Raw genomic sequence first — 16,748 nt, forward strand, 5'->3', positions numbered from 1 at the left:
GAATGCAAACAAGGGAAGACCTCCGTGATTTCAATGCCTTAGCTTGCGGTTGGCGCGGCTGCGGCATTGTTGCGGATATGGCGCGGGCCGGCATGTGCCGGCCCCGCGACAGCCACGGGCGCCAGGCGCCAGCGGCTCGTCGATAATGCCATAGTCGCGCGGGCGGTGTCGAACCGGCCCTACTTATGCCGCCGTACGGTTTGCGGGATAATCGCGGCAATTCATCTGGAGAATTACATGTACAGGAATCTGGTCGCGGCATCGGCGCTGGCCCTCGGCCTGGCGGGCTGCTCGCTGGGCATTTCGAAAGACAGCGCGGGGCCTCACAGCGAATTCAAGGCCCCGGTCGCGTTCAAGGACGCCTACGCCACGGTGATTCGGCAGTCGAACAACTGCCTGCGCAGCACCGACAACGCCTATCGTGTGATTTCTGATCTGAACGAAGACGCGCAGTCGGGCGTGGTGCGCGTGCTGGCGCCCTACACCGACAATGAAATGTCGCGCGTTGAGCTGAAAGCGGCGGGCGCGAAAAGCACCGACGTGCGCATTGTGATGTGGGGCAAGGGCACCTGGGACGCCGCGGCGATGCAGGCGATGCAGGACGCTATCTACTACAGCATCACGTCGTGCAGCACTTACATGCCGCTGGACCCGCGCCCGGCCGTGAAACCGTCGCGCGACCTGCCGAAGTAAGCGGCTGGCGGCGTCCGGCCAGACGCCGCCTTTGGCGCGGCTTAATCGCCGCCGTTAGTGCGGCTTAGTCGCCGCCCGGGCGGCGGCGGATGATCTTGAAGGTGGCGGTGGCGCGCGCGACCAGTTCGCCATCGGCGCGGCGGATATCGCCTTCACAGAACGCGATGGACGCGCCACGGCGCAGGCAGCGCGCTTCAATGACCAGATTGCCCGTGGCCGGCGACAGGAACGTGGTGTTCATGTCGATGGTGGCCATGCCTTCGGTGGCGTCGGCCGAGCCCCGCGCCGCCGCGCTGAGCGTGAAGTCCAGCACGCTCATCAGCGTGCCGCCATGCACATCGCCGCGGCTGTTGGTCAAGTCCTGGCGCCAGGGCAGCGTGGTGCGGGCGTAGGCTGGCGCAATGCTTTCAGGCACCAGGCCGATGAAGCTCATGAAGGGAATCGTCAGGCCGAAATAGTCGGTTGGGGCGGGTGCGGTCATGGATAGGCGGGGACGCAAGGGATAAGCGGATAAGCCGGTCATAATATATTTTTTTGGTGTGGGCGCCAGTGCCTGCCGCGGGCGGCCACGTTGTCTTGAACGGAATGTCTGAACTCTTGCGCAAGATCGTGCATGTGGACATGGATGCGTTTTACGCATCTGTCGAGCAGCGCGACAATCCTGAATTGCGGGGCAAGCCGGTCGTCGTGGCCTGGACGGGCCCGCGTTCGGTCGTGTGCGCCGCGTCTTACGAGGCGCGGCGCTTTGGCGTTCACTCGGCCATGTCGGCCATTCGCGCGGAACGGCTTTGTCCACAAGCCATCTATGTGCCGCCGGATTTCAACCGCTACCGCGAGGTCTCGCGCCAGATCCGGCAGATCTTCGCGCGCCACACCGACCTGATCGAACCCTTGTCGCTGGACGAGGCCTACCTGGACGTCACCGTCAACAAATGCGGGTTGCCGTCAGCCACTGAAGTGGCGCTGGTCATCCGCCAGCAGATTCGCGAAGAGACCGGGCTGACGGCCTCGGCCGGCATTGCGCCCAACAAGTTCCTGGCGAAGATTGCGTCCGACTGGAACAAGCCCGACGGCCAGTTTGTGGTCCGCCCCACCAAGGTGCTGGAATTCTTGCAGCCCTTGCCCGTGCGCAAGGTGCCGGGCGTGGGCAAGGTGACGCAGGCGCGGCTGGAGCAACTGGGCATTCAAACGGTGGGCGACCTGGCCACGCACAGCGTCGAAGAGCTGACCCATTATTTCGGCCGTTACGGCAGGCGCCTGTATGAGCTGGCGCGCGGCATCGACGAGCGCGAGGTGCAGACCGATCAGCCCTTGCAGCAGGTGTCGGCCGAGACCACGTTTTCAGAAGATATCCGGCTGGACGCGCTGGGCGACGCCATCGACCGCATGGCGGACAAGGTGTGGGATCAGGCGCTGAAGAAAGGGGCGCTGGGGCGCACGGTGGTGCTCAAGCTGAAGACCGACCGCTTCCGCATCCTGACGCGCAGCCAGACCAGCCCGAATCCGCCGGGGTCGGCGGCCGAGCTGGCCGCGGTGGCCAGATTGCTGTGCGAACGCGTGGAGCTGCCGCCGGAAACGCTGTACCGGCTGGCGGGCGTGGGGATGAGCAACTTTGCCGACCCCGCCGAGCAGTCGCGCCAGCCCGATTTATTCGGCGGCGCGTTCTAGGGGCGGCGGCCGGATTTATTCGGCGGCGCATTCCAGGGGCGTCGGCGCAGCGGCTGCCGCCACGGCCTAAGCCCCCGCGCCAGGCGATCAGGCCAGACGGGCCTTCACTTGGGCCGACAATGCGGTCATGTCGGCGCGGCCGGCCAGCGCTTGCTTGAGCAGGCCCATGACCTTGCCCATGGCGGGCGCGCCCGTCACGCCTTGCGCGGCCACTTCGGCGAACGCGGCGTCGATGGCGGCGGCCACTTCTTCAGGGCTTGCGGCCTGCGGCAGGAATTCCTGCAGCACCAGCAATTCCGCCTTTTCCTGTTCCGCCGTTTCGGTGCGGCCGGCCTGTTCGAACGCGGCGATGGATTCGCGGCGTTGCTTGACCTGCTTTTCGATGATGGCGGTGACTTCGGCGTCGTTCAGTTCGCGGCGTTCGTCCACTTCTTTCTGCTTGACGGCAGCCAGCAGGAAACGCAGCGTGGTCAGGCGCTCGGAGGCCTTGGCGCGCATGGCGTCCTTGACGGCGTCCGAGAGGCGGGTCTTGAGCGTAGCAGTGCTCATGGGGAAACCTTTAATGTGGTGTTGCGGCAATCGCCAAGTGTAAACCGGGCGCAGGCGCCCCGGCGCTTACTTCACCTGGGCCAGGTCGCCGCGCAGCGCCACGCCCGCCACCATGGCGCCGGCATGGCATTCGTAGTCGGTCTTGCTGGTGTATTCGTTCTTGCGATAGTAGCTAACGATATTGGTCACCGCGTTGGCGTTGGCCTTCTTGGCGGCCTCGTGCAGGGCGATCACGGCGGATTGCGCCACCCATTCGCAGGCCTCGGCGTCCTTCTTGGCGAAGGCGTTGGTCTTGCGGTTGGTGACCACGCCCGATTCCAGCACCTTGCCCTTGGGGCCCGTGCCGGCCAGGTAGAACTTGACGCTGCCGTCGATCTTGCCTGCCGCCAGCGCGGCGTCGATGGCGGGTTGCAGCGGCAGGAAGACGGTGCGATCCGCAGCCAGCGCTTGGGCCGAGCAGGCCAACGACAGGGAGAGGGCGCCGAACAGCTTGTAGGAAATCTTCATGACTTCTCGTTCCATAAGTGAAGGTTGAAATGCGCGCGCGCGTCGTCGGCGCTCAAGGCCAGCGGCGGAAAATAAGGGACGTATTTATCCCGCCAAACGCGAAATTGTTGTTCATGACGTATTCGTTATTCATGCGGCGGCCCTCGCCTTGCAGGTAATCGAGCTCGCCGCAACGCGGGTCGATATTGCGCAGGTTCAAGGTGGGGGCGTACCAGTCGCGGTTCATCATTTCGATGCTGAACCACGACTCCAGCACGCCGCACGCGCCCAGCGTGTGGCCCAGATAGCTTTTCTGCGAGCTGATCGGCATGCGGCTGCCAAACAGACTGTGGGTGGCTTGGGTTTCGGCGATGTCGCCTTGCTCGGTGGCGGTGCCGTGGCCATTCACGTAGCCGATCGCCTCGGGCGGCAAGGCGGCATCGGCCAGCGCCATTTCCATGGCGATGCGCATGGTGGCGGCTTCGGGGCGGGTGATGTGCGTGCCGTCGGAGTTGCTGCCAAAACCCACGATTTCTGCGTGGATGCGCGCGCCGCGCGCCAGCGCGTGGTCCAGCGATTCCAGCACCAGCATGCCGCCGCCTTCGCCAATGACCAGGCCGTCGCGGTCACGGTCATACGGGCGTGGCGACAGTTCCGGCGTGTCGTTCTGCTGGCTGGTGGCGTAGAGCGCGTCGAACACCAGCGCTTCGCTGGCGCACAGCTCTTCCGAGCCGCCCGCCAGCATCATTTCCTGGCGGCCGTAGCGGATGGCTTCGTACGCGTAGCCGATGCCCTGGCTGCCTGATGTGCAGGCGCTGGAAGTCGGGATGATGCGGCCTTTGAGCTCGAAGAAGATGCCGACGTTGGCGGCGGTGGTGTGCGGCATCATGCGCACATAGGAATTGGCGTTCAGGTCTTCCGTGACGCCGTTGAGCAGCATGTTGCCGAAGGCGCGGATTTCGGCGGTGCTGCCCACCGACGATCCGCAGGCCACGCCCATGCGGCCATCGGTGATGCTGGGGTCGCCCAAGAGCGCGGCGTCGGCCAGCGCCAGTTCCGCGGCGCGCACCGATAACTGCGACACGCGGCCCATGCTGCGCAATTGCTTGCGGGTCCAGTGCGCGGGCACCTTGAAATCTTCAATCGGGCCTGCCAAGCGGGTATTCAGTTCGGCAAAGCGCGACCAATCGGGCATGTAGCGGATGGCGCTGCGGCCCGATGCAAAAGCTTGCTGGACGCTTGCCCAATCGGAACCCAGCGCGCTGATGCCGGCCATGCCGGTGATGACGACGCGTTTCATCAGCACAGCCCTCCGTTCACCGCAATGACCTGGCGCGTGATGTAGGCCGCGCCGGGCGACATCAGGAACACGACGGTGGCGGCAACCTCTTCAGGCCGCCCCATGCGCTGGGCCGGCACGGCTTTCAAGATTTCTTCCACGGGCACGTGCTCGTCAATCATGTCGGTGTCGATCAGGCCGGGGGCCACGCAGTTCACGGTGATCTGGCGCTTGGCCAGCTCAACCGCCAGCGCCTTGGCCGCGCCGATCAGCCCGGCTTTGGACGCGCTGTAGTTGACCTGGCCACGGTTGCCCACCAAGCCCGACACCGACGCCATGCAGACCACCCGGCCCGCCGCGCGGCGCCGGATCATGGGCATGGCGAGCGGGCTGAGCACGTTGTAGAAGCCGTCGAGATTGGTGCGCAGCACCTGGTCCCAGTCGTCGCCCGTCAGCGCGGGGAACGCGCCGTCGCGGGTCAGGCCGGCGTTCAGCACAACACCGTAATACGCGCCGTGCGCGTCCACATCCGCTTGCAGGACGGCGGCGCATTGGGCGCGGTCGGACACGTCGAATTGCAGGATGCGGGCTTGCCGGCCGCGCGCCTGGACTTCAGCCTGTACGGCTTCGGCGTGTTCGCGTTGCTGGCGGCAGTGCAGCACCAGGTCATGGCCTGCGTCGGCCAGGGCCAGTGCGATGGCGCGGCCGATGCCGCGGCTCGAGCCGGTTACGAGGATGGGGGCAGCGCTCATTGAAGGGGGGCTTCCTGAATAAATGCGGTGGGGTCTTTGGGCTGATAGACGTTCAGCCGGGCCAGGGCCAGCAGGCGGGTCTCGTCGCGCAGTTCGCACTCGAAGACGCTCATGCCGCTGGCGTCGATCAGGCCGCGTTGGACATGGATGGATAGCGCCGCGCCTGCGGGCAGGCGGTCGGTATGGCATTCGTAGCGGCGCGTGCCAAGCAGAAAGCCCAGCTTCACGGCTTCGCCCGCCTGGCGCGCCTGGCATCCGGCCCAGGCGCCCACGGCTTGCGCCATGAGCTCCATGCCCAGCCAGGGCGGCAGCGAGCCGTCGGGCAGCGAGTACGGGCCGGGCCTGACGACGGCGCGGGCGCGCAGGCTGTCATCGTCGTAGCCGTCAACGTGGTCAATCAGAATCATGTTGCCGGCGTGCGGCAACAGGCTGGCCACGGGCCAGGGGCAGGCGTTCATGAGCGGGCTCCCAGGATCAGGCTGGCGTTGTTGCCGCCGAAGGCAAACGAGTTGCTCATGGCGATGCGCGCGCGTCCGCCGGCGTAGTGGTGCTGGCGGGTGCTGAACGTCAGGGCGGGCAATGCCGGGTCGCCTTGGCCGTCCCACACATGGGGCATCAGGCGGCCGTCGGCATTGCGTGATGACAGCGTCATCCACGCCAGCGCGGCTTCCATGGCGCCCGCCGCGCCCAGCGTGTGGCCGGTCAGCGCCTTGGTCGACGCGCACGGCACGCCGTCGGGGAACACGGCCTGCATGGCGTGGCTTTCCATGGCGTCGTTGTGCGCGGTGCCGGTGCCGTGAAGGTTGACCCAGCCAATGCTGGCGGGCGTCACGTTGGCCGATTGCAGGGCCGCCAGCATGGCCTGCCGCGCGCCTGCGCCGGTGGGCTCGGGCGCGGACATATGCCAGGCGTCGGAACTGGCGCCGCCGCCCAGCAGCGCCACGGCATAGGCGTCGGCGGCCTCGCGTTCCATCACGAACAGCACGCCGGCTTCGCCGATGTTGATGCCGCGGCGGTTGACCGAGAACGGCAGGCAAAGCGCGTCGTCCACGGCTTCCAGCGTGGCGAAGCCATTGATCGTCAGGCGGCACAGCGTGTCTGCGCCGCCGCAGACGACGGCGTCGCACAGGCCGGCGGCCAGCAGCCGCCGCGCCGACAGCAACGCGCGGGCGCTGGATGTGCAGGCGGTGGACAGCGTGTAGGCCGGGCCGGTCACGCCCAGGTGCGCCGCCAGAAAAGAGGCGGGCGACGATAACGCCTGGCGCCGATAGTCGTAGCGGGCGGGCCAGGCCCCGTGCGCCGCCAGATGGCGGAAGTCGGGCGCGTTGTCGTTCACGCCCGACGTGCTGGTGCCCAGCACGACCGCGACGCGGTCCGCGCCATAGCGGGCGATGGCGCGTTGCAGTTGCGGCGCGATCTGGTCTGCGCACGCCAGCAGCAATTGGTTGTTGCGGCTGTGATGCTGCGCGGGCAGGGCGTCAGGGATGGCGGGCAACGCGCCTGCGTAGCCGCCCAGCGTCAGGCTGCGGCCATCGACCCAGCCGGTTTGCGCGCGCATGCCCGAGGTGTCGCCGTTGAACGCGGCTTGCGCGACCGTATCGGCGCCCGCGCCCAGCGCGCAAACAATACCGGGGGTGCCCAACCAGCTGTTCATGGCTGCTCCTTGAGCGGCGAGACGCGCCACGTGACGCCGTTGGCGGTGGTGATGGAAAACACCTGCGCGTTGGCGGCGTCGGCGTTTGCGCCGTTGGCATGCGAGGCTTGCGGCCAGCGGACATTCCAGCGCACTGCGCCGCGCTCCAGCAGGCTGCGTTCGGCCGCGCCGTCGCTGCCTGTCTGCGCACGCCAGTGGCCCGCGCCATACGCCGCATCCAGATTGTCTTGCGGCGTCCAGGCGAACATCAGCGCGGCGAACAGATCGCGCGCCTGCGCATTGGGCCGCAGGAAACCGTCATTGCGCCACTGCCCGTGCTCCAGCATCTGGCGCGCCTGCGGCACGCCCATGGGATCAAACAGCGACCAGCGCAGCGCCGCGCCTTCGCGCTGCACGACCAGCATCGCGTCCAGCGCCGGCTGGCCCGGCGCTTGCTGCACCACATGCAACTGGCGCGGAACGGAAAAGTCGGCATCGCGCGCGGGCATGGGCGGCGCGCCTGCGCAGCCGGCCAGCAGGGCGAACGTCATTGCCACGGCCAGCGTGCGGCAAGCGAGCAGGAAGGAGGGCAGGGCGCGCATGGCTGGAATCAGGCCGGTTCCGCTTGCGCGTCGGCGCTGCGGCAAAGCTCGCTCAGCATGCGCAGACGGCGCTGCGGGCTGGCGACAAACGGGTTGCTCGTGTCCCAGGCGTAGCCCGCCAGAATCGAGCTGATCATCCGGCGAATTTCCGGCTGCGCGTTCTTGTAGAACACCACGTCCTGGAATTCGCCGCTGTACCAGCCTTGCACGTAAGCGCGGAACGTTTCCACGCCTACCATCAAGGGGTCGGCGAAGTCCGCTTGCCAGTCGACGATTTCACCATTGAGTTGGCGGTGCAAGGCGTCGGTGGCCAGTTTCGACGAGCGCAGCGCAATGGTGACGCCGGATGAAAACACCGGGTCCAGGAATTCGGCGGCGTTGCCCAGCAGCGCATAGCCCGGGCCATGCAAGCGCGTGACGCTGGCGGAATAGCCGCCGATGGTGTTGGCCGGCGTGTCCCAGACCGCGTTGGCCAGCACGCGCTTCAGGTTGGGGGCGGCGTCGGCCATGGCGCGCAAGGTGGTCATCAGGTCTTCTTCGGGGCCGCCGAACAGGTCTTGCCCGCCCACCACACCGAACGAGCAACGGCCGTTCGAAAACGGGATCAGCCAATACCAGATGCCCGGTTGTTCAGGGTGCACGCTGATCAGGATTTTTTCGCGGTCAAAGCCGGCATCGTCGATGCGGTCTTCGATGTGGGTGAAGATGGCCTTGCGCGGCGGCATCGACGACGGGCGTTCCAGGTCCAGCAAGCGCGCCAGCACCCGGCCATAGCCGCTGGCGTCCAGCACGAAGCGGCTCTTGATCTGGCGGGTGACGCCGTCGGCGTCGCGCACGTCCAGCACGGGGCCGTCGCCGTTGAAATCGGCGGCGGTGACTTCTTGCAGATAGCGCACTTCAACGCCCTGGCGGGCGGCGTCGTCGGCCAGCACTTTGTCGAAGGTGGCGCGCTGCACCTGGAAGGTGGTGCCGGGGCCGGCGGTGAATTTGTCGCGGAAATCGAAGTAGGTGTATTCATCGCCGCGCGCAAAGGCGGCGCCGTTCTTGACTTGGAAGCCCGCGGCCTGAACGGCGGGCATCATGCCGGCCTCTTCCACGAATTCCAGGCAGTGCGCCAGCAGGCTTTCGCCAATGGAAAATCGCGGGAACTGCTGGCGTTCCAGCATCAGCACATCGTGCCCTTGCCGCTTGAGCAGGGCGGCCGCCACTGCGCCGGCAGGGCCTGCTCCGATGACGACGACTTCACGATGTTCCATGCGAGATGCTTCCATGTCAGTGTGATAAGGGGGGGTAAGGGTCAGGCGGATGCCGGTGGGCGTATCCACGGGGCCCACAGCAACGAGAACGCCACGCCTAGCGCCACCGCCAACCCGAAATTGGCAATGGCTGGGGTTTGGCTGATGGCCAGCAGGCCGAACGACAACAGCGTGGTGAGGGCGCCCAGCAAGATGCCGACAAGGCTGGCCGCCGCGCCCGCCACCCGTTCGTACATGAAGATGGCGTAGTCCACGCCGATGGCGGACACCAGCAGCAGGCCGAACAGGCTGAACAGTGTCAGCGGTTGGCCCAGGTATCCCAGCGCCGCCAGCGCGCAGGCGGTGGCGGCCAACGGCACCGCCAGAATGCGCCAGGTGGCCGCGCGCCCCAAGGTCAACAGCAGCAGCACGGCGGCCACGCCATAGGACAGCAGCTTGAGTTCGGCGGCTTCAATGCGGGTGGCGGCGAACATGCGGTTCAGGTCGCCGCTGCGGTCCACCAGTTCCACGCCCGGCAGTCCGTCTGCCATGCCATCCAGCAAGGCGGCGTTGCGCAGGCCTAGCAAGGTGACCATGCCCGCCGCTTCGCCGTTGTGCTCCCCTAGCCACTGGCTGCGCCAGCGTTCGGCCAATGGGCCTTGCAGCGCGTCATCAATGGTGACTACGGGCAGCGTGGCCATGGCTTGCAAGGTCTGCTGCAAGGCGTCGAAAGGAATACCGATATCCGTCAGCGGCTTCCATACGCCGGGCTGCGTGGCAAGCGCAGCCAGGCGCGCGCCTAGCGCTTGCTGGTCCGACTCGGGCGACACCAGCTGGCTCAGCGCGTTGTAGGCGGCAAGGTCGCCGTTCTTGACCAGCGCATCCAGCTTTCGGCCCACTTGCGCTTGACGGCGCAGCAGCTCGTCGGCATTGGCGGCGCGAACCAGGAAGAACTGGCTCGTCGGCGTGAAGCCGGTGATCTCGCCAATCTGGCGCGCCTGTTGCAAGAGCGGTGCGGGCAGGCTCAACCATTGGCGCAAATCATCCTGAATGACCAGCCGGCTGATGCCGCCAACCGTGGCCGCGGCCATGAGCAGCGCGCCGATGCCCAGCAGCGCGCGCCGGCTGGCCAGACGTTCGCGTGCGCGCAGCGCGGCGTTGGCTGCGTGCAGCAGGGGCGGCCAGGGGTGCGGACGCCATCCGTCCATCCAGGCGGGCAGTTGGCAGACCGTGCAGGCGTAGGCGCCCAGCAAGCCAGCGGCGGAAAACACGGCGGTCTGCGTCAAGGCGGGGAAGGGCGTGAAGGCCAGCGCGATGTAGCCGACCAGGCTGGCGGCCAGGCTGATCGTCAGGCCCGGCAACACGCGGCGCAACGCCGGCCATGCTTGCCAGTCGGGCATGCCATAGCTTTTGCCGAGCCAGTGCATGGGAAAGTCCACGGCCACGCCGATGAGGCTGGCGCCAATCACCAGCGTCAGCACATGGATTGAGCCAAACACCGCCACGCAGGCCACCGCGCCCGTCAGCAAGCCCACCGCCACCGGCACAAACGCCAGCAGCGCGCGCACGCGGCGCAAGGCCAGCAGCAACACCAGGATGATGCCGGCCATGGCGCTGGAACCAATCCACGAGCTTTCGGCCACCGCCTGCTGGCGGCCGGACGCGGCGTACAGCGGGCCGCCCGCCACCAGCAGTTCCGCGCCCTTTGCGTGCAGCGCTGCGCGGTCTCGCTCGATTTGCGCCGAGATGCCTTGCGGCGCATCGGTGTCGAAGGCGTCGGCGCGCGTTTCGGCGCGTACCAACACCCAATGCTTGCCGCCGTGCTCGGCTTGCAGCATGCCCGTGCCCATGTCGTACTGCACCGCGCCGCCGGGGCGAAGCGCTTGTTCGGCGCGGCGGGTCAAGCCCAGCCAATCCTGATCCACGGGCACCAGCCCCGATGACGAAAACGGGTCCGACAGTTCGCGCGCGCGCCGTTGCGCGTAGGCGGCGGGGTCGGACATCAACTGATCCCGGTCGGCCGCTGGCAACATGGCCAGACGGCCGGCCAGCAATTGCGCGCGCACGGCGGACAGGTCCACATTCAGCTCAAGCTGGACCGACGCGAACAAGCCGCTGCGCGTCCAGCGTTCGGCGAGCAATTTCGCGGGAGAGGCGGGGTCCGCCACGTCCGCGCGGGCCGCGACCAGCGCCAGCACTTGCCGCGACAAGGGTTCTTGGATGCGAGCTTCCGCCAGTTGGCGCGTGGCGTCGGCGGTGGCGGCGTGCGGCACCAGCTCCATCAGGTTGGCCGACACCGGCCAGCCATGGCGGCACTGCCAGGCGCCTACACACAGCACCAGCAGCAAGCCCAGCTTGAAGAACCGGGGAAGCCAGCGTTCAATCGGCAAACGCACGTTGCTCCTCGGGGGTGAGAGCGTCGGCGGCAACGGCGTCCGTCATTTGCAGCACGCTGCGGTCGCCTTGGGTTTCGCGCAGTTCGATGCGGTCGACGAGCTTGCCGCCATTGATCTGGATGTTGTCGAAAATCTGGCGCAGCAAGGCCGAACGCGGCGTCAGCAGCAATTGCCAGGCATCGGCCTCGCCGGTCAACGCCAGGTCGAAATTCTCTTGCAGCCCGCGGGTGTCGCCCGCCAGCACCGACAGGAACAACCGGTTTTCGCGGCCCGAGCCGGTCTGTTGCGGCAGCGCCTGCCACACGCCCGCCTCGTTGCGCCGCGAAATGCCATTGGCGTTGATGCGCAGGTCTTGGGCGATGGGCGTACGCAACAGCCACAGCAGCCCCTTGCCCGCCGCCAGCGTGAAGTCGCCCCGGCTGGTCAGCGGTTGCGGCAGCGAACGCAGAAATTTCTGCTGCACGAAATGGCCGCGCACGACGGGCGTGGCGCGCAGCTGGGTTTGCAGGTCATTCAAGTCGAATGCGTGGGCGGACCAGGGCAGGGCGGCGAGCGTCAGCAGCAGGGCCTGGAGCAGGAACTGCATTGGGAGCCGCGGCGGGAACCGCAGTATGCGTTGCAGCGGGAGCCGCAATGGGACCCGCAGGGGGAACCGCAGTGGAAACATCCGGTGCAGCACACGCGCCGCCATCCCACGGGGGGCGATCAAGGTGAACATGGTCATGCCGTGGCCTCCAGGGCGTGCAGCTTGCGCTTCACCGCGTCAACAAATACGGCAGGCGAGGCCAGCTGCATTTCGCGTGTCTCGATGCTGACCGCGACTTGTTCGGTGGTGGCGCGCGTCAAGCGCGTGCCGGTGGCTGCGTCCAGAATCAGGTAATTGATCTTCAAGCGGTTTTCCCATTCCACCAATTCGGCGCGCACGGTCAGGCGCTGGCCGAACTGGGCGGGTTGCGCATAGCGCAGGTGCAGATCGATGACCGGCCAGGCGTAGCCGCTGGCGCGCATGGCGTCGTAGTTGTGGCCCAGCAGGTCCAGCAGTTCGCAGCGCGCCTGTTCCAGATACTTCACGTAGTGGCCATGCCAGACCACATGGATGGAATCGACATCGAAAAAGGGCACGCGGATCTCGACTTCGGCGCCGATCAGGCCTCGTTTACGCATCGTCTTTCCAGAAAGGGTAGAAGTTGAACCATTGCAGCGGCGCCAGACGGCAGTGCGCGGCCAGGCGGTCGGCATAGCGTTGCGCCCAATAGGCGATGCGCGCCTGGCGCGTGGCGCGCGTCCACTCGATACCGTCAGATAGCCGTTCCATGGCCACGCGATAGCGCGCGCCGTGGCGCGTGCAGAACAGCACGTTGACGGGGCAGCGCAACAGGCCGGCCAGCAACCACGGGCCTTGCGGCAGCGGCGCGCTTGCGCCCAGAAACTGGACGGGCGTGGTGCGGTCGCCTTGCAGCGGCACACGGTCACCGGCGATGGCGAGCCATTCGCCGCGGTCCAGCCGCTGCGCCAGGTCCAGCATCACCGGCGCATCCAGTTCGCTGACTTGAATCATGCGCAGCCCGCCGCCCGCTTCGCTCAGCAGCTGGTTGAAATGCACGGCGTGCTTGTTGTGCACCAGCACGTTCAGGCGCAGCGCGCCCGAGCGTTCGGCCAAGGCGCGGCACACTTCAATGTTGCCCAGGTGCGAGCCCACCAGAATCTGGCCCCGGCCCGCGCCCATTTGCGCGTGCAGGCCATCGGGGTCGACCATGTCCAGATCCGACAGCGTGATCTTGCCTTGCCAGACGTCCAGCTTGTCCAGCATGGCGTCGGCGAATGCCAGGTACTGGCGGTACACGGGGAACGTACGGGGCAGCGGCACGGGCAGGCCGCCCGATTGCGCCAGCCGCTGCTGGTATTGCGCGATGGCGCGGCGTGCGCGGCCACCGAAGGCGTAGAAGTACAGCACCACCAGCCACACCACAGGCGCAACTACACGGCGGCCTAGCTTGCGGGCGGCCCACGCGGTCAGGCGCATCAGCACCGGGCTGCCGCGTTCGGGCTGAGCCGCCCAATGCGGATCGGCGGCGGTCAACGTGCGAGCCCTCGCGTCAGACGGCGCCATAGCAGGGCCGGCGAGCGGGCCAGCATGCCGAAGAACAGGCGCGCATGCATACGGCTGATCAGCAGGTTGTCTTGCAGGCCCTTGAAGTGCGAGACGCCGCCTTCGGGATAGACCACGCGCGTGGGCAGCCACGCCATGGGAACGCCACGCCAATGCAGGCGCACCAGAATGGCGATGTCGAAATCCATGCGGCGGCCCACATGCGTGCCGTTGATGACGGGCAGCACGGCGGCAAGCGGGTACACACGAAAGCCGCACATGGCGTCGGGAATATCCAGCGACAAGGTGTTGATCCACACCCACACGCGCGTGAGCCAACGGCCGTAAAGGCGGCTGCGCGGCACGTCGTCGCCGTAGACGGGCGCGCCGCAGATAACGGCTTGCGGCTGCGCGTGGGACGCGCGGGCGAAAGCGGCCGCGTCCGGCAGCGCGTGCTGGCCATCGGCGTCCACTTGCAAGGCGTGGGTGTATCCCAGTGCGGCGGCGGCCCGCAGGCCGTCTTGTACGGCAGCGCCCTTGCCGCCGTTTGCGGCGCGGCGGACCAGATGCGTATTCGGCAACGCGCCCAGCGCGTCCAGCGCCGCGGCGCAGCCGGGTTCAGAGCCATCGTCCACCAGCACGCAGGGCAAGCCCTGCGCGGCCAGTTGTGCGTGCACGGCCGCGACGGTGGCGCCGTGGTTGTACACGGGGATAACGGCGCAGAGCTTATAGGCCGTCATGGTCTTCCGCCTGAAGGATGCGGCCCGATGAGCAAGGCGCGTCGTCCACCGTGCACGTGAAATACAGCTTCTGTTTGGCGGCGTCCCAGCGCAGGGCCAACTGCGCCACGTCGCCCGGGCGCAGCAGGCGTTGGAACTTCAACGCTTCCATGCCGCCGAAGCGCAAGCCGGGGCACAGGCCGCGCTGGGCCAGCGACATCGCCCAACTGATTTGCGCCACGCCCGGCACAACCGGCACCGACGGGAAATGCCCGCTGAAGTGCGCCAGGTCGTAGGGGATGTCCAGTGTGTAGCGGCGTTCGTTGTCGGGCTGGCCGGGCAGTTCCACGGCAATGGGCTCTACGGGGCGGGGGCCGGCGGCAATGTCAAAAATGGATTGCGGCAGCTTGCCTTGCGCGTTGGCGGGCAGGTGCCGGAAGAAGCGCCAGGTGCGCGGAATGGCAAGCGATTCAAAGCCCGCGGCCAGATGTGCGCGCAAGGCATCCACCACGGCTTTTCGCCCCTGGTTGCGCAAGGCATGCAGGCCCGCGGCGGATAGCGCGATCAGGCCGGTCAAGCGCGTGTTGCCGGAGGGGGTCGGGTGTTCGGGCTGACCGGCTTGGCGGGGCTGATCGAGGCGTGCGGATAGGCCAGATTGCCCGGGCTGCCCCAGCCGCGCGTCGGCCACGAATGCATGGCGCATCAGCGCTTGCTCCAGCATGGGCAGCGAGATGCGCTTTTCCTCGATCTTTACGATGCGGTCCAGGCGGCCCAGCAATTGGAAGCCGCCGGATGTCAGCTGGGCGCCATCGGACGTTTGCTCATCGGCCGCATTTACCCAGGGCGACTGCACGCGCAACGCGCCGTCTGCATTCACGCTGACGACCGCGCCGGGCAAGGGCTGCCAGTCCGCCGAACCGGTGCGCCACGCCACCGCGCCGGTTTCGGAGCTGCCGTAGATTTCGGTAGGGCGCAGGCCAAGCCCGCGTTCGATATCGTCGGACACATCGGGCGGCAGCGCGCCGCCCGATGAGTGGATGCGGGTCAAGCGGCCACGCAACTGCGCCCAGTCCAGACGCTGCCCTAGCCGGCGCAGCAGGGCGGGGCTGGCGATCCACGTGAAGGACGGGTAACGCAGGCTGGCCTGTTGCAGCTCTTCGGGATAGAGCCGTTGGCGGCGGTCGATCTGGCGGCCCGAACACAAGGGCCACAGCACGCGAAATGGCAGGCCGTACATATGTTGGGCGGACACGCTGCCCAGCACGGGCGCGCTGGAGTCCGGCCATTGCTGTTGCAAGGCCTGAACCTCGGCTGCTAGCTGCCGCCACTGTTTGCTCAACGGCTTGGGCGTGCCGCTGGACCCGGAGGTGCACAGCACCAGGGCCACAGACGGGTCCAGAGCGGCGGGGGGCAAGGCGGCGTGGTCTTGCAGGTTGTCCAAGCGCCATTGACGGGTGGCGGGCAAGGGCAGGTCGATATCGGTCAGCCAGGCGTCAACGTCCGCATCCAGCGCGGCGCAGGTTTGCGCCTGCGCATCGCCGGGAAGCACGGCGACCACGCCCGCGCGCCAGCACGCGAACAGGGCGATGGCCAGGGCGGCGGCGTCGTCGAACCAGAGGGCGATGCGGCCGGGGCCACGCGCCTGCAACGCGCCGGCGGCGACAAGCGCTGCATGCGCGAAGGCCGCGCGCGTCAACAGCGGCTGATCAGCGACCGGCGCGGCCGTGGCGTCAGTGGCGTCAGTGGCGTTAGTGGCGGCAGGCGCGACAGCAGCCGCATCGGCGTTATCCGCGTCCGAGGCCGGCAGCAACAGGTGGGAAAGCGGTGTCCAGCGCATGATCAAACCGCCCGCGCTGCTGCGGGGCGCAGCAGCCATTCGCCCACAACAAGCAGGCCCATCAGGCCGTAGCTGGCCGCGCCGTTATAGGCGACCCACCAGCTCCACGGCGCCCACGCCGCCAACCCCGCTGCGATGCCGCCGTTCACCGCGAAGAACACGCACCATGCGCGCGTGACGTTGCGGGTATAGCGCACGCCTTCGGGCGGCAAATTGGGGTGGCGCAGACGCGCCAATTGTTCGACCACCGGGCGGCCAACGCGCAGGCTGATGCCGAAGACGGCAAGCATCATGGCGTTGACCAGCACCGGGTACCAGCGCAGCCACGCCTGCGAATTCGAGACGGCCAGGATCAGGCAGAACGCCACCGCCACGGCGGGCAGCAAGCGTCCACCGGGCTGGGCGGCGCGCGCCGTGAGCCCGCGCGCGAGCCATAACAAGGCGAGCGGCAGCGCCAGCCACGCCGGGCTGACGCGTCCCAGCGTGGCGTACACCACAAAGGGATACGCCACGCCAGCAACGGCCAACGCGGCCGCGGCCCCGCGCCTCATGCGTCGGGTGCCTGCTTTTGCCACATGGCCTGCACGACGTCCTCAACGGTGCGCACCGTGCGGAAGTCGTTGGCGTCCAGCTTGCGGCCGGTCTGGCGGCGGACGTGGTCGATCAGGTCGATGGCGTCGATGCTGTCGATCTCAAGGTCCGTATAAAGATTGGCCTCGGGCGTGACGCGTTCCGGTTCGATTTCAAAGAGTTCGACCAGCGCATCGCGCAACGTGTTGAAGATGTCCTCGCGGGTATGCATCGTGGACT

The 16,748-nt window shown here is 67.3% G+C and carries 19 protein-coding genes; 2 read left to right on the forward strand and 17 right to left on the reverse strand.

Annotated features, from left to right (window positions below; all coding sequences use genetic code 11):
* The first annotated feature begins 237 nt into the window (after positions 1-237).
* Positions 238-693 carry a BPTD_2524 family lipoprotein gene (locus ACFZAI_RS21270; protein WP_391568775.1) on the forward strand — a complete coding sequence of 152 codons (456 nt, stop codon included), beginning with the start codon at positions 238-240 and terminating at the stop codon, positions 691-693.
* 64 nt (positions 694-757) lie between these two features.
* On the opposite strand, the gene ACFZAI_RS21275 is transcribed toward ACFZAI_RS21270, so the two are convergent.
* Entirely contained in the window at positions 758-1,174 is a 417-nt protein-coding gene (locus ACFZAI_RS21275; RefSeq protein WP_391568776.1) for a PaaI family thioesterase, read from the reverse strand.
* 104 nt (positions 1,175-1,278) lie between these two features.
* On the opposite strand from ACFZAI_RS21275, the gene dinB reads away from it, so the two are divergent.
* On the forward strand, positions 1,279-2,361 hold the full coding sequence (gene dinB / locus ACFZAI_RS21280; protein ID WP_054422277.1) for a DNA polymerase IV: 1,083 nt from the start codon (positions 1,279-1,281) through the stop codon (positions 2,359-2,361).
* 87 nt (positions 2,362-2,448) lie between these two features.
* Here dinB and ACFZAI_RS21285 read toward each other — a convergent pair whose 3' ends face one another.
* The 16 genes from ACFZAI_RS21285 to ACFZAI_RS21360 all read right to left on the reverse strand — a co-directional run bounded on the left by ACFZAI_RS21285 (position 2,449) and on the right by ACFZAI_RS21360 (position 16,740).
* Entirely contained in the window at positions 2,449-2,910 is a 462-nt protein-coding gene (locus tag ACFZAI_RS21285) for a GatB/YqeY domain-containing protein (RefSeq protein ID WP_054422276.1), read from the reverse strand.
* A gap of 66 nt (positions 2,911-2,976) precedes the next feature.
* The gene (locus ACFZAI_RS21290; RefSeq protein WP_391568777.1) at positions 2,977-3,417 is read right to left on the reverse strand and encodes an excinuclease; all 441 of its coding nucleotides are present in this window, start codon (positions 3,415-3,417) and stop codon (positions 2,977-2,979) included.
* Positions 3,418-3,469: 52 nt separating this feature from the next.
* Positions 3,470-4,696 carry a beta-ketoacyl-ACP synthase gene (locus ACFZAI_RS21295; RefSeq protein WP_391568778.1) on the reverse strand — a complete coding sequence of 409 codons (1,227 nt, stop codon included), beginning with the start codon at positions 4,694-4,696 and terminating at the stop codon, positions 3,470-3,472.
* Positions 4,696-5,427, reverse strand: coding sequence for a 3-oxoacyl-ACP reductase FabG (fabG, locus tag ACFZAI_RS21300; protein ID WP_391568779.1), 732 nt, complete (start codon positions 5,425-5,427; stop codon positions 4,696-4,698). The genes ACFZAI_RS21295 and fabG overlap by 1 nt, the downstream gene beginning before the upstream one ends.
* The gene (locus ACFZAI_RS21305) at positions 5,424-5,885 is read right to left on the reverse strand and encodes a 3-hydroxylacyl-ACP dehydratase (protein WP_391568780.1); all 462 of its coding nucleotides are present in this window, start codon (positions 5,883-5,885) and stop codon (positions 5,424-5,426) included. Before ACFZAI_RS21305 ends, fabG begins: the two co-directional genes overlap by 4 nt.
* Positions 5,882-7,081: a beta-ketoacyl-ACP synthase gene (locus tag ACFZAI_RS21310; protein ID WP_391568781.1), complete on the reverse strand. Its 1,200-nt coding sequence runs from the start codon at positions 7,079-7,081 to the stop codon at positions 5,882-5,884. The genes ACFZAI_RS21305 and ACFZAI_RS21310 overlap by 4 nt, the downstream gene beginning before the upstream one ends.
* Entirely contained in the window at positions 7,078-7,662 is a 585-nt protein-coding gene (locus tag ACFZAI_RS21315) for a hypothetical protein (RefSeq protein ID WP_391568782.1), read from the reverse strand. The genes ACFZAI_RS21310 and ACFZAI_RS21315 overlap by 4 nt, the downstream gene beginning before the upstream one ends.
* Before the next feature lie 8 nt (positions 7,663-7,670).
* Complete coding sequence (locus tag ACFZAI_RS21320) at positions 7,671-8,918, reverse strand: NAD(P)/FAD-dependent oxidoreductase (protein ID WP_391568783.1); 1,248 nt, start codon at positions 8,916-8,918, stop codon at positions 7,671-7,673.
* Between the two features lie 41 nt (positions 8,919-8,959).
* Positions 8,960-11,293, reverse strand: a complete 2,334-nt coding sequence (locus ACFZAI_RS21325; RefSeq protein WP_391568784.1) for an MMPL family transporter — start codon at positions 11,291-11,293, stop codon at positions 8,960-8,962.
* Positions 11,277-11,879: an outer membrane lipoprotein carrier protein LolA gene (locus ACFZAI_RS21330; RefSeq protein ID WP_391568785.1), complete on the reverse strand. Its 603-nt coding sequence runs from the start codon at positions 11,877-11,879 to the stop codon at positions 11,277-11,279. Before ACFZAI_RS21330 ends, ACFZAI_RS21325 begins: the two co-directional genes overlap by 17 nt.
* A gap of 134 nt (positions 11,880-12,013) precedes the next feature.
* On the reverse strand, positions 12,014-12,457 hold the full coding sequence (locus ACFZAI_RS21335; RefSeq protein ID WP_391568786.1) for an acyl-CoA thioesterase: 444 nt from the start codon (positions 12,455-12,457) through the stop codon (positions 12,014-12,016).
* Positions 12,450-13,373 carry a glycosyl transferase gene (locus tag ACFZAI_RS21340; protein WP_391568787.1) on the reverse strand — a complete coding sequence of 308 codons (924 nt, stop codon included), beginning with the start codon at positions 13,371-13,373 and terminating at the stop codon, positions 12,450-12,452. Before ACFZAI_RS21340 ends, ACFZAI_RS21335 begins: the two co-directional genes overlap by 8 nt.
* Positions 13,370-14,122, reverse strand: coding sequence for a glycosyltransferase family 2 protein (locus ACFZAI_RS21345; RefSeq protein ID WP_391568788.1), 753 nt, complete (start codon positions 14,120-14,122; stop codon positions 13,370-13,372). The genes ACFZAI_RS21340 and ACFZAI_RS21345 overlap by 4 nt, the downstream gene beginning before the upstream one ends.
* A complete protein-coding gene (locus ACFZAI_RS21350; RefSeq protein ID WP_391568789.1) occupies positions 14,109-15,977 on the reverse strand; it encodes an AMP-binding protein in 1,869 nt (622 codons plus the stop codon). The genes ACFZAI_RS21345 and ACFZAI_RS21350 overlap by 14 nt, the downstream gene beginning before the upstream one ends.
* Positions 15,941-16,489, reverse strand: a complete 549-nt coding sequence (locus ACFZAI_RS21355; RefSeq protein WP_391568790.1) for a hypothetical protein — start codon at positions 16,487-16,489, stop codon at positions 15,941-15,943. Before ACFZAI_RS21355 ends, ACFZAI_RS21350 begins: the two co-directional genes overlap by 37 nt.
* A complete protein-coding gene (locus ACFZAI_RS21360; RefSeq protein ID WP_054422263.1) occupies positions 16,486-16,740 on the reverse strand; it encodes an acyl carrier protein in 255 nt (84 codons plus the stop codon). The genes ACFZAI_RS21355 and ACFZAI_RS21360 overlap by 4 nt, the downstream gene beginning before the upstream one ends.
* Between the last annotated feature and the right edge of the window lie 8 nt (positions 16,741-16,748).

The sequence above is a fragment of the Achromobacter sp. NPDC008082 genome (genome assembly GCF_042957345.1).
GTDB lineage: Bacteria > Pseudomonadota > Gammaproteobacteria > Burkholderiales > Burkholderiaceae_B > Achromobacter > Achromobacter kerstersii_A.